The sequence below is a fragment of the Streptomyces sp. WMMC940 genome, from assembly GCF_027460265.1.
Classification (GTDB): Bacteria; Actinomycetota; Actinomycetes; order Streptomycetales; family Streptomycetaceae; genus Streptomyces.
Genome location: NZ_JAPZBC010000001.1, coordinates 3282942 through 3297023 on the forward strand (window position 1 = coordinate 3282942; position 14082 = coordinate 3297023).

Here is a 14082-nt window from a genome sequence, read left to right on the forward strand (position 1 = left end):
AAAAACTCCGGATACGCTCGCCGAGAGCGCGTGGTCGTTACCCGAGGTGATTTCCAGTATGGGAAGGGCAGCCGAGCCAAAATGACGAGTGAGCGACACTCCGCAGCAATCGACCCACTGGATCGGCAGGAACCGATCGCCGTCGTCGGCCTGTCCTGTCGACTGCCCGGCGCCGCCGGACCGGAGGCGTTCTGGAAGCTGTTGCGCGAGGGCCGGGACGCCGTCACGCAGATGCCCGGGCATCGGTGGGAGCCGATCTCGGCGGACGCCCGCAGCGGGATACGCCGAGGCGGGTTCCTGGACGCCGTCGAAGACTTCGACGCCGCCTTCTTCGGGATCTCGCCCCGCGAGGCCGTGGTCATGGACCCGCAGCAACGGCTGCTGCTGGAGATCACCTGGGAGGCGCTGGAGAACGCCGGGATCGTCGCCGGAAGCCTCGACGGCAGCCCCACGGCGGTTTTCGTCGGCACCGCCCGCGAGGACTACACGAGCCTGCTCTACCGGCAGGGCGCCGCGGCCATCACGCAGCACACGGTCGCCGGCACCCACCGCGGCATCATCGCCAACCGGGTGTCGTACGCGCTCGGGCTGAACGGCCCCAGCATCACCGTCGACACCTCCCAGTCGTCCTCACTGGTCGCCGTGCACCTCGCGTGCGAGAGCCTGCGCTCCGGTGAGGCCGAACTGGCGCTCGCGGCGGGCGTGAACCTCAATCTCCTCGCCGAAGGGGTGATGGGCGCCGAGCGGTTCGGCGGGCTGTCCCCGGACGGGCGCTGCTTCACCTTCGACGCCCGGGCGAACGGCTATGTGCGCGGCGAGGGCGCCGGCATGGTCGTCCTCAAGCCGCTGCGACGGGCCGTGGCCGACGGCGACCGCGTGCACGGCGTGATCCTCGGCAGCGCGGTCAACAACGACGGCGCCACCCCCGGCCTCACCGTGCCCAGCGCCGCCGCGCAGGAGAAGGTGCTCCGGCTCGCGCAGCGCCGGGCGGGGGTCGCGCCGGACGCTGTCCAGTACGTGGAGCTGCACGGCACCGGAACCCCGGTGGGCGACCCGATCGAGGCCGCCGCGCTCGGGGCGGCGGTCGGTGCGCTCAAGGCCCCCGGGGACCCGCTTCGGGTGGGCTCGGTGAAGACGAACATCGGGCACCTCGAAGGGGCCGCGGGCATCGCCGGGCTCATCAAGACCGTCCTCTCCGTCCGCCACCGCATGCTCCCGCCGAGCCTCAACTTCCGCACCCCCAACCCGCAGATCCCGCTCGACACGCTCAACCTGTCGGTCAACGACCGGCTCGGGACATGGCCGCACCCTGAGCGCCCGCTGATCGCCGGGGTGAGCTCCTTCGGTATGGGCGGCACCAACTGCCATGTGCTGGTGGGCGATGCGCCCGACGGACCGGAACCCGAGACCGCCCCGCGCACCCGCCCCGCGACCGCCGTACTGCCGGTGGTTGTCTCGGGGCGGGACACGGCGGCACTACGGGCCCAGGCCGGGCGCTTGGCCGCGTTCGCCGAGGACCACGACGAGGCGGACCCCGCGTCCGTCGGCCGGTCGTCGGCCCTCACCCGGTCACTGCTCGGTCACCGCGCTGTCGTGCTGGCCACCGACCGGGGCGAACTGGTGGCCGGGCTCCGGGCACTGGCGACGGGGAAGCCCGCTGCAGGGGTGGTCTCGGGGGTCGAGGCGACGGGCCGGCTGGCCATGGTGTTCACCGGGCAGGGCGCCCAGCGGATCGGCATGGGAGCGGGACTCCGCGCCGTCTTCCCGGTGTTCGCGGGCGCCTTCGACGAGGTGTGCGCGCACCTCGACCCGCTGCTGGAGCGTCCGCTGCGCGAGGTCCTCACCACCGGCGAGCAGCTCGACGAGACCCGGTACACCCAGCCCGCGCTGTTCGCCGTCGAGGTGGCGCTGTTCCGGCTCTTCGAGTCATGGGGAGTACGGCCCGACTTCCTCGCCGGGCACTCGATCGGCGAGGTCGCCGCTGCCCATGTCGCCGGGGTCCTCTCGCTCAACGACGCCTGCGCGCTGGTCGCCGCCCGGGGCCGGCTGATGCAGGAACTGGCTTCGGAGGGCGCCATGGTCGCCGTCCAGGCCGCCGAGGAAGAGGTGCTGCCGTTGCTGGCGGGCCGGGAGGACGAGGTGGCGGTCGCCGCCGTCAACGGACCTGCGGCGCTCGTGCTGTCCGGGGACACGGACGCGGTGCTGGAGATCGCGGCGGTCCTCAAGGAGCGGGGCCACAGGACGAAGCGGCTGACGGTGAGTCACGCGTTCCACTCGCCGCACATGGACGGCATGCTCGACGCGTTCCGCCGGGTGGTCACGGGGCTGAACTTCGAAGAGCCCCGTATTCCGGTCGTCTCGACGGTGACGGGCGAGGTCGCGGCGCCCGGGTCGCTGACCGCTCCCGAGTACTGGGTCGAGCAGGTCCGACGGCCGGTGCGGTTCCTGCGGGCCGCGCGGACGCTGGAGGCCGCGGGTGTGCGGACCGTTCTCGAACTGGGGCCCGACGGCGTCTGCTCGGCGATGGTGGCCGAGAGCGTGCTCGACAAGGACTCCGTCTCCGCCGAACCGGCCCTGCGCTCGGGGCGACCGGAGGAGCGGACGGCGTGGAGGGCGCTGGCCCGGGCGTTCGTCCGCGGTGCCGCCGTGGACTGGGAGGCCGTGTTCGAGGGGGCCGGGGGGCGTCGGATCGATCTGCCGACGTACGCGTTCCAGCGGGAGCGGTACTGGGTGACGGATCAGGCCGGGGCAGGGGGTGCCGAGGCCGGTGGTTCGGTCGTGCCCGCGACCGCTGCCGTGCGGCCGGAACCCGCCGTTGCTTCCGGGGCGGTGGCTGGGCGGTCGGCGGCCGAGCTGGTGACCGCGCACGTGGCGGCCGTCCTGGGGTACGCCGCCGGGCGGCCGGTCGAGATGGACGTGCCGTTCCGGGACCTCGGGTTCAGCTCGCTGATGACCGTGGAGCTGCGCGAGAACCTCGCCGAGGCCACCGGGCTGCGGCTGCCCACCGGGCTGGTGTTCGACCATCCGACGCCGAGGGCGCTGGCGCATTTCCTCGCGGCAGAGTCGGCCGGAGCGGACGCCGGCGGGGCGGGAGAGGATCCGCCGGGACCGGTGGGGGCCGGGGCGGGTGCGGGCCCCGGCGCGCCGACCGGGTACGACGAGCCGATCGCGATCGTCGGCATGGCCTGCCGGTACCCCGGCGGTGTCGCGTCGCCCGACGACCTGTGGCGGCTGGTGGCCGGGGGCAGCGACGCGATCTCCGCGTTCCCGACCGACCGGGGCTGGGCCGAGGACCTCTACGACCAGGACCACGAGCGGTCCGGCAGGAGCTACGTCCGCGAGGGCGGGTTCCTGCACGACGCGGGTCGGTTCGACGCGTCCTTCTTCGGGATCTCCCCGCGCGAGGCGCAGGCGATGGACCCGCAGCAGCGACTGCTGCTGGAGACCGCCTGGGAGGCGCTGGAGCGTGCCGGGCTGGTCCCGCAGGAGCTGCGCGGCAGCCGTACCGGGGTGTTCGTCGGCGCGACGGCCGGGGACTACGGGCCCCGGATGCACGACGCTCCCGAGGGGGTCGAGGGGCATCTGCTCACGGGCGGCGCGGCGAGCGTGATGTCCGGGCGGATCGCCTATCAGTTCGGCTTCGTGGGGCCCGCGGTGACCGTGGACACGGCGTGCTCGTCGTCGCTCGTCGCACTGCACATGGCGGCGCAGTCGCTGCGGCGCGGTGAGTCGGGTCTCGCCATCGCGGGCGGGGTGACGGTCATGTCGACGCCGGGCATGTTCCTGGAGTTCTCGCGGCAACACGGGCTCGCGGCGGACGCGCGTTGCAAGGCGTTCGCGGCGGCGGCCGACGGGACCGCCTGGGCGGAGGGCGTGGGCCTGCTGGTCGTGGAGCGGCTCTCCGACGCGCGCCGCAACGGCCACCGGGTCCTCGCGGTGCTGCGGGGCTCGGCCGTGAACTCCGACGGCGCCTCCAACGGGCTGAGCGCCCCGAACGGGCTGTCGCAGCGGCAGGTGATCCGGCAGGCACTCGCGGACGCCGGGCTCACCACGGCCGACGTCGACGTCATGGAGGCGCACGGGACGGGAACCGCGCTGGGCGACCCCATCGAGGCGGAGGCCATCCTGGCCACGTACGGGCGGGACCGGGAGGACCGGGAGCCCGTGCTGCTCGGTTCGCTGAAGACCAACATCGGGCACGCGCAGGCCGCGGCGGGCGTCGGCGGTGTGATCAAGATGGTCGAGGCGATGCGGCACGGCGTCGTACCGGCCACGCTGCACGTCGACGAGCCGACCCCGCACGTGGACTGGGCGTCCGGCGCGGCCGAGCTGGTGCGCGAGCAGCGGGAGTGGCCGCGCACCGGCGCGCCCCGGCGGGCCGCCGTGTCGTCGTTCGGCATCAGCGGCACGAACGCGCACATGGTGCTGGAGCAGGGGGACTTCACGGATCCGGGCGTGCCGCACGCGGCCGGCGAGGCCGCGCCCCCGGTGGCGAAGACCTCTGGGAGGAGGGCAGGTACCGGCGATGGCGATGCCCACCGGGCACCCGCGGAGTCCGCGCATGCGGTCCAGGCGCCCGGCGCGGACGCGGTCCCGTCGGCCGGTGCCGATGCGGCACCCCGTGTCCCCTGGGTGCTCTCCGCTCCGACCGAGGACGGCGTGCGGGCGCAGGCAGGGCGGTTGCGGGAGTTCCTGGCCGGTGGAGCCGCGGTGCCGGCCGGCGACGTCGGGCTCTCGCTCGCGACGACACGGACGGCGTTCCGGCAGCGGGCCGTGGTGCTGGGCTCGGACGTCGATGAGCTGCTGGCCGGGCTGGACGCGGTCGTCGACGGGGCGGTGGCGCCGAACGTCGTGCGCGGCACCGCCGGCGCGGCCGGACGGACGGCGCTGCTGTTCACCGGACAGGGTGCCCAGCGCTGTGGCATGGGCCGCGAGTTGTACGAGGCCTCACCGGTGTTCGCCGAGGCGCTGGACACGGTGTGCGCGGCGCTCGACCCGCATCTGGACCGTCCGCTGCGCGAGGTGCTGTTCGCGCAGGAGGGCAGTGCGGCGGCGGAACTGCTCCACGAGACCCGGTTCACGCAACCCGCGCTGTTCGCCGTGGAGGTGGCTCTCTTCCGGCTGCTCGTCGAGCGGGACGGCATCGTGCCCGAGCTGCTCGCGGGGCACTCGATCGGCGAGCTCGCGGCCGCCCACGCGGCCGGGGTGCTGTCGCTCGACGACGCCGCCACGCTGGTCGCGGCCAGGGGCCGGCTCATGCAGGCGGCCCGCTCGGACGGGGCGATGATCGCGATCCAGGCCGATCCGGAGGAGGTCGCCCGGTCGATCTCCGGCCACGACGACGCCGTCTCGCTCGCCGCCGTCAACGGTCCCCGTTCCGTGGTCGTCGCGGGCGACGAGCCGGTGGTCACCGCAATCGCGGAGGAGTGGCGCGAGCGCGGCAGCCGCATCCGCAGACTCCATGTGAGCCACGCGTTCCACTCGCCGCACATGGACGGCGTGCTGGACGAGTTCCGCGAGGTGGCCCGGTCCCTGACCTTCCACCCGCCCGCGATCCCCGTCGTCTCCACGGTCACCGGCGAACCCGCCGGGCCCGAGCTGCTGTGCTCCCCCGACTACTGGACCGACCAGATCCGCGCCACCGTCCGCTTCCACGGCGCCGTACGGTCGCTGCGGGCGCTCGGGGCCGGTCTGTTCCTGGAGGTGGGCCCGGACGCCGCCCTCACCGGCATGGCCCAAGAGGCGTTCGCCGAGGGCGAGGACGGCGGGGATGCCGTCACCGCCGTCGCCCTGTCCCGGGCAGGGCGGTCGGAAGTCGACACGTACACGACCGCCCTCGCGCACGTCCACGCGGCCGGCGGCGAGGTGCACCTCACCGCGTTGTTCCCCGGCGCCGGGGAGATCGACCTGCCGACGTACGCCTTCCGGGGCGACCACTTCTGGCTGGCCCCAGGGGCACGCTCCGACGCGCGCGGGCTCGGGCTCGACCCGGCAGACCACCCGCTGTTGGGCGCGGCGGTGGACATGGCGGGCGGCGAGGACGTCGTCCTCACCGGTCAGCTGTCGCCGCGTACCCACCCGTGGCTGGCGGACCACGTCGTCGAGGGCGCGGTGCTCCTGCCCGCCACGGCCTTCCTGGAGATGGCCTTCGCCGCCGCGGAGCGCGTCGGCGCGGACGTGGTCGAGGAACTCACCCTCGAGGCACCGCTGGTGCTGCCCGCACGGGACTCCGTGCGCATCCAGGTCAGGGCCACCGACCCGGACGGCGCGGGCGCCCGGTCGTTCACCATCCACGCGCGCCCGGCCGCGGCCGACGACGACACGGCGGCTGTCCAGCCGTGGACCAGGCACGCCACCGGCGTCCTCGCGCCGGCCGCCGGCCCGGCCGCGACGGCCGGAGCCCCGGGCGCCTGGCCGCCCGCGGGCGCGGTGCCGCAGCCGGTCGACGACGCCTACGCCGTGCTGCGGGACCTCGGCTACGACTACGGGCCGGTGTTCCAGGGGGTGCGGGCCGTGTGGCGGCTCGGTGACGACCTCCTGGCGGAGGTGGCGCTCACCGAGGACCAGCACGACGGGGCCGCCCGGTTCGGACTGCATCCGGCGCTGCTCGACGCGGCCCTGCACCCGCTGCTGCCGACGGCGGCCGAGGCCCCGGGACGGATCAGGCTGCCGTTCTCCTTGTCGGGGGTCCGGCTGCACGCGGCCGGGGCCACCGCGCTGCGGGTGCGGATCTCGCCCCTCGCCACGGACACCTTCGGGCTGACGGTCACCGACGGCACGGGCGCTCCCGTCGTGACCGTCGGCTCCCTCGCGCTTCGCCCGGTCGACCGCATCCGGCTCGCCACGGCCACGGCATCCCGCGACGACTCGCTGTTCACCGTCGAATGGACCGCGCTGCCCGCACCGGAGGTGCCCGCGTGGAGCCGGAGCGACCTCACCGAACCGGCCGGTCCGTCCGCCGTCGAACCGGCCGACCTCGTCGTGGCCACGCTCGCCGCGGACGGGGAGGCGACGCCCGCCGCCGCGCGCGCCGCGACCGTGCGGACGCTGGAGCTGGTCCGGCAGTGGCTGGACGACGAGCGGTTCGCGCGGTCCCGGCTGGTCGTCGTGACCACCGGTGCCGTCGCCGCCCTGCCCGGCGACGACGTCACCGATCTGGTCCACGCCCCCCTGTGGGGTCTGCTGCGCACCGCGCAGACCGAGCACCCGGACCGGATCGTGCTCGTCGACCTCGACGGGAGGGGCGACGCCCCGGCGCTGGTGGCCGCCGCCGTGGCCACCGGGGAACCGCAGATCGCCGTGCGGGACGGGCGGTCGCACGCCCCGAGGCTCGCCCGCGCCGTCGACCGCCGTGCCGAGCGGGCGCGGCTCGAACCGGACGGCACGGTACTGATCACGGGCGGAACGGGCGGTCTCGGCGCGCTGTTCGCACGGCATCTGGTCGTCGAGCACGGCGTCCGCCGGCTGCTGCTGACCAGCCGGCGCGGACCCGGCGGCCCCGGCGCCCCGGCACTCGCCGAGGAGCTCACCGGCCTCGGCGCCGACGTCCGGATCGTCGCCGCCGACGCCGCCGACCGGGGCGCCCTGGCGGAGCTGATCGCCGGCATCCCCGAGGAACATCCGCTGACCGCCGTCGTGCACACCGCCGGTGTCCTCGACGACGCCACGGTCGGATCGCTGACCGGGGAGCAGGTGGAGGCCGTCATGCGGCCGAAGGTCGACGGGGCGTGGCACCTGCACGAGCTGACGCGCGGTCACGACCTGGCGCTCTTCGTGCTGTTCTCGTCGGTGTCGGGCATCACCGGCATGGCGGGCCAGGCCAACTACGCCGCCGCCAACACCTTCCTCGACGCGCTCGCCCACCACCGGCGGGCTCACGGCCTGCCCGCGCACGCGCTGGCCTGGGGGCTGTGGGACGCGACGGCGGGTATGGGCGGCACGCTGACCGAGGCGGACGTGGCTCGCTGGACGCGGACCGGTGTGGTACCGCTGGACGCCGAGCGGGGGCTGCGCCTGTTCGACGAGGCGCTGGCCGCCCCCGGCGCGCACCTCGTGCCCGCCGCCCTGCGGCCGGGACGGGCCGGTTCGGGCTCCGAGAACCTGCCGGCCGTGTGGCGCGGGCTGGTCCGCACCCGCAGGACCGCACGCCCGGCGAGCGCCCCCGGAACCGCTGACTGGCAGGCCCGAATCGCCGCGCTGCCGGAGGAGGAACGCTACTCGGCCGTGCTCGCCGTGGTGCGTACCGCCGCCGCCGTGGCCCTGGGGCACGCCTCCGGCGACGACGTGGACGCCACCAGGGCGTTCAGGGAGCAGGGCTTCGACTCGCTCACCGCCGTCGAGCTGCGCAACCAGGTGAACGGCGCCACCGGGCTGCGGCTGGCGTCGACGGTCGTCTTCGACCATCCGAGCCCCGACGCGCTGGCCCGGCATCTGCTGGGACGGATCGCGGGCGAGGCCCCGGCCGCAGTGACCGGGACGCCGTCCGCGACCCGCACCGACGAGCCCATCGCGATCGTCGGGATGGCATGCCGCTACCCCGGCGGCGTCGGCTCCCCGGAGGACCTGTGGCGGCTGGTGGCCTCCGGGACCGACGCGATCGACGGCTTCCCGGACAACCGCGGCTGGGACCTGGAGAAGCTGTACGACCCGGACCCCGAGAGCACCGGCACCTCGTACGTCCGCCAGGGCGGTTTCCTGCACGACGCGGACTTGTTCGACCGGGAGTTCTTCGGGATCTCGCCGCGCGAGGCGACCGCCACCGACCCCCAGCAGCGGCTGCTCCTGGAGACCGCCTGGGACGCGTTCGAGAACGCGGCGATCGACCCCGCCGCGCTGCGCGGCAGCGACACCGGGGTGTTCGTGGGCGCGATGTACGACGACTACGCGGCGCGACTGCCGTCGGTGCCGGCCGAGTTCGAGGGGTTCCTGCTGGTCGGGAACACCTCCAGTGTGATCTCCGGGCGGCTCGCCTACGCCTACGGGCTGGAGGGCCCCGCGGTCACCGTGGACACCGCGTGCTCGTCGTCGCTGGTCGCCCTGCACCTGGGGGCGCAGGCGCTGCGGTCAGGAGAGTCCGACCTGGTGATGGCCGGTGGCGTGACCGTGATGGCGGGACCCGGCTCGTTCGTCGAGTTCAGCCGGCAGCGCGGGCTCGCGCCGGACGGACGCTGCAAGTCCTTCTCCGCGCACGCCGACGGCACCGCGTGGAGCGAGGGCGTCGGCCTGCTCCTCCTGGAGCGGCTGTCCGACGCCCGGCGCAACGGGCACCAGGTGCTCGCTGTGCTGCGCGGTTCCGCCGTCAACCAGGACGGCGCTAGCAACGGCCTGACCGCGCCCAACGGCCCCTCCCAGGAGCGGGTGATCCGGCAGGCGCTCGCGGGGGCCGGGCTGCGCGCCGCCGACGTCGACGCCGTGGAGGCGCACGGCACCGGCACCGCGCTCGGCGACCCGATCGAGGCCCAGGCCCTGCTGGGCACCTACGGCGCGGACCGTGACGCCGACAACCCGCTGTGGCTGGGCTCGCTGAAATCCAACATCGGGCACGCGCAGGCCGCGGCCGGGGTCGGCGGCGTCATCAAGATGATCCAGGCCATGCGGCACGGGGTCCTGCCGAAGACCCTGCACGCCGAGGAGCCCTCGCCGCACATCGACTGGGACAGCGGCGCCCTCGCGCTGCTCACCGAGGCCCGCGAGTGGCCGGAGTCCGGGCGTCCGCGCCGGGCCGCCGTGTCGTCGTTCGGGATCAGCGGCACCAACGCGCACGTGATCATCGAGCAGGCGCAGGAGCCCGCGACGGCCGGCGCCCCGGGCGCGGAGGACCCGGCGGGTGCCGTGGACGCGTCGGCCGCCGAGACCCGCCCGGTGCCGGGCACCGCCGTGCCCTGGCTGCTGTCGGCCAAGTCGGACACGGCGCTGCGGGCGCAGGCCGAGCGGCTGCGGGAGTTCGTGGCCGAGCGCCCCGGGCTCGCACCGGCCGACGTCGGCTACTCGCTGGCCACCGGCCGCACCCGGCACGAGCACCGGGCCGCCGTGCTGGGGTACGACCGGGAGGAACTCCTGGACGCGCTCGACGCGTTGCGGCGGGACGATCACACGCCTTCCGTAGTACGTGACGGCGGTGGTGCGCGGGGCAGGACGGCGTTCCTGTTCACCGGGCAGGGCAGCCAGCGCCCCGGCATGGGACGCGACCTGTACGCGGCCTCCCCGGTGTTCGCCGCGGCCTTCGACGAGGTGTGCAGGTATCTCGACGGCCACCTCGAACGGCCCCTGCGCGAGGTCGTGTTCGACGGCGGGGACGAGCTGAACCGCACGGTGTTCGCGCAGCCCGCGCTGTTCGCGCTGGAGGTCGCGCTGTTCCGGCTCGCCGAGTCCTGGGGCATCACGCCCGACCACCTGCTGGGTCACTCGGTCGGCGAGCTCGCGGCGGCCCATGTCGCAGGCGTGCTCTCCCTGCCCGACGCGTGCACGCTGGTGGCGGCCCGCGGTCGGCTCATGGACGCCCTCCCGGAGGGCGGCGCGATGCTCGCCGTGGCGGCGGTGGAGGACGAGATCACCCTGCCCGACGGGGTGAGCCTCGCCGCCGTCAACGGCCCCGAGTCGGTCGTGCTCTCCGGTGACGAGGACGCGGTCGCGGGGCTGGAGGAGCACTGGCGGGCCGAGGGGCGCAAGGTCAAGCGCCTCGTCGTCTCGCACGCGTTCCACTCCCACCGCATGGACGGCATGCTCGACGCCTTCGCCGAGGTTGCCCGGGGTCTGACCTTCAGCCCGCCGGTCCTGCCGATCGTCTCGACGGTCACGGGAGACCTGGTCGACGCCGCGTCGCTGTGCACCCCGGAGTACTGGGTGGCCCAGGTCCGTCAGGCAGTGCGGTTCGCGGACGGCGTGCGCCGGCTGGAGGCCGCCGGGGTCACCGACTACGTGGAACTGGGCCCCGACGGGGTGCTCTCCGCGCTGGTCGAGCCCTGTCTGACGGCGCCGGCCGGGGCGATCGTCCCGCTGCTGCGGGCAGGACGCCCCGGATCCGTGACCGCCGCCGCTGCCCTTGCACTGCTCGCTCTGCGCGGGGCCGACGTCGACTGGCAGACCGTCCTCCCCGGTGCCCGGCGCACTTCCCTGCCCGGCTATGCCTTCCAGCGGCAGCGCTACTGGCTGACGGCCCCGGCCGCCGCCGGTGACGCCACCGACCTCGGTCTCGACTCCTCCGACCATCCCCTGCTGGGCGCGGTCGTGGAGGCGGTCGACGGCGACGGCGTCGTCCTCACCGGCCGGGTGTCCCACCGCACCCACCCGTGGCTCGCCGACCACGCCGTCATGGGCACCGTGCTGCTGCCGGGGACCGCGTTCGTGGACCTCGCGCTGCACGCCGCCCGCCGGGCAGGGTGCACCCTGGTCGACGAACTCACCCTGACCGCGCCACTGGTGGTCGGCGAGGACGACGACCTGCGCATTCAGGTGTCCGTCGGCTCCCCCGACGACTCCGGTCGGCGTCCGCTGGCCATCCACTCCCGTGCCACGCGGGCCGACGGTGACCGGCGTTGGACACGGCATGCCGAGGGGACGCTGAGCACGGGCGAACCCGTCACTGCAGCCGCCGAGGACGCACAGTCGCCCGTAGACGCCGTGGAGATCGACCTCGACGGGGTCTACGACGCGCTCACCGAGCGGGAGTACGCCTACGGTCCGCTGTTCCGGAACCTGCGCCGGCTCTCCCGCCGCGGGGACGAGCTGCATGCCGAGGTGGCCATCGCCGAGGAGCACCGGGCCGAGGCCGCGCGCTTCGTCCTGCACCCGGCGCTGCTCGACGCAGCCCTGCATCCGTTGCTGCCGGGCGTGGCGGAGGTGGCCTCCGGGCCGATGGTGCCGTTCTCCTGGTCCGGGATCAGCGTCCCCCCGTCCGGCACGAGCCCGGGCGCGCTGCGGGTCCGGATCGCGGTGACGCAGTCCGACGACACGACCGTGGTGGTCGCTTTGCACCTTGCCGACGAGACGGGGCTGCCACTGGCCACGGTGCGCGGGCTGCGGCTGCGGCCGCTCTCCCCGGGCGACCTGGCCGCCGCGGGGACTCGGGCCCGGGAGGGGCTGTACGGCCTGCGGTGGACGCCCGTGCCGACCGGCCCGGCCGCCGCCGGCGACGATTCCTGGGCCGTGCTGGGCCCGGAGCGGCTGCCGATCGCCGGTGCCCGGCCCGTCCCGTCGTACCGCGACCTCGCCGCACTGCGGGAGGCGGTCGACGACGGTGCCGAGGTGCCCTCGACGGTGCTGCTGCCCCTGCTGTCGCCGCTGGACGAGGACGCGTCGGGCGGTACGGCCGCCGCGGACGGTGCGGCAGGGCTCGCCGGTCGGGCCCGTGCGGTGCTGGACGGGCTGCTCGGGACCGTGCAGGACTGGCTGGCCGCCGACTGGCCGGCCGCCAGCCGGCTGGTCGTGCTGACCCGAGGGGCCGTCGCCCGGGACGGCGAGGACGTCACCGATCTGGCGCGGGCCGGTGTCTGGGGACTGCTGCGATCGGCCCAGGCCGAGCAGCGGGACCGGTTCACGCTCGTCGACCTCGACGACCACCCCGGCTCCGGTGAGGTCCTCGGGGCCGCGCTGAGCACCGGCGAACCCCAGCTCCTCCTCCGGGCGGGAGAGGTCTTCGCCCCGAGGCTGGCACCGGCCGAAGCGGACACCCCGGAAGAATCCGTCGGGGTCGGGCCGGACTGGCGGCGGGGCACGGTGCTCGTCACCGGCGGCACCGGCGCCCTCGGCGCGATCCTCGCCAGACACCTGGTCACCGAGCACGGCTCCCGCAGGCTGGTGCTGACCAGCCGGCGCGGACCCGACGGGCCCGGCGCCCGGGAGCTGGCCGAGGAACTGACCGCGCTCGGCGCCCATGTCGAGATCGTGGCCGCCGACGCCGCCGACCGGGACGCGCTGGCCGCGCTGCTCGCCGGCATCCCGGACGAGCACCCGCTGACCGCCGTCGTGCACACCGCGGGCATCACCGACGACGCGACGGTCACCTCGCTGGCACCGGACCAGCTGGACGGCGTCCTGCGGCCCAAGGTCGACGGCGCGTGGAATCTGCACGAGCTGACCCGGGACGCGGACCTGTCGGCGTTCGTCCTGTACTCGTCCGTCGCGGGTGTCGTCGGTACACCGGGTCAGGCGAACTACGCCGCAGCCAACGCCTTCCTCGACGCGCTCGCCCACCACCGGCACGCGAACGGCCTGCCCGCCCGGTCACTGGCGTGGGGGCTGTGGGCCGAGAGCAGCGCGCTCAGCACCCACCTGTCCGACGCGGACCTGAACCGGCTCGCCCGCCTGGGACTGCTGCCCCTCGGCAACGCCGAGGCCACCGCGCTGTTCGACGCGGCGCTGGCCCTCGACCGTCCCGTGCACGCCATCACCCGGATCGACACCGGCGCGCTGCGCGGGGCCGAGCACCTGCCGGCGGCGTTGCGGGGAATCGCCCCGCGACCGGCGCCCCGCGCCGAGCGGCAGCAGGTGCCGCTTCCCCAGCGGCTGGCCGGGCTGCCGCCGGCGGAGCAGCAGCGGATGCTCACCGACCTGGTGCGGACGCGGACGGCCGCCGTCCTCGGGCACACCGACGCCACCTCGATCGGGACGACCCGCGCCTTCAACGAGCTGGGATTCGACTCGCTCACAGGGGTCGAACTGCGCAATCAGCTGAACAGCGCCACCGGACTGCGGCTGCCCACCACGGTCGTCTTCGACCATCCCAACCCGGACGCCCTGGCGGCGTATCTGCGCGCGGAACTCGTCGTGGAGACCACCGATCCGGTACTGGCCGATCTCGACCGGCTGAAGGCCGCGCTGCCCGGCGCGCTGTCCGACACGGCGGTGCACCGGAGCATCGTCGACCGGCTGCGGGAACTGCTCGACCTCGCCGACGCCGCCGACCCGCTCCGCGACGACGACCTGCCCGATCTCGACTCCGCGACCGACGAGGACCTGTTCGCCCTGGTCGACGAACTCGACTAGCGCGCAGGGCCGCACGGTCCGGTCCCCCGGACCGGCCCGGGCCCGTCCCCCCTGGGACGGGCCCGGGCGACCCCACGACTCCCGCGCCGACCTTCCCTC

At 74.9% G+C, this 14082-nt stretch carries 1 protein-coding gene; it reads left to right on the forward strand.

Going from position 1 to position 14082, the window contains the following annotated elements; all coding sequences use genetic code 11:
• Positions 1-81 precede the first annotated feature (81 nt).
• Positions 82-13983 carry a type I polyketide synthase gene (locus tag O7595_RS14460; RefSeq protein WP_269729096.1) on the forward strand — a complete coding sequence of 4634 codons (13902 nt, stop codon included), beginning with the start codon at positions 82-84 and terminating at the stop codon, positions 13981-13983.
• Positions 13984-14082: the final 99 nt, after the last annotated feature.

Coding starts and splice junctions, on each gene's coding strand:
- O7595_RS14460 (WP_269729096.1), top strand. CDS start 82: ATGACGAGTGAGCGACACTCCGCAGCAATCGACCCACTGGATCGGCAG.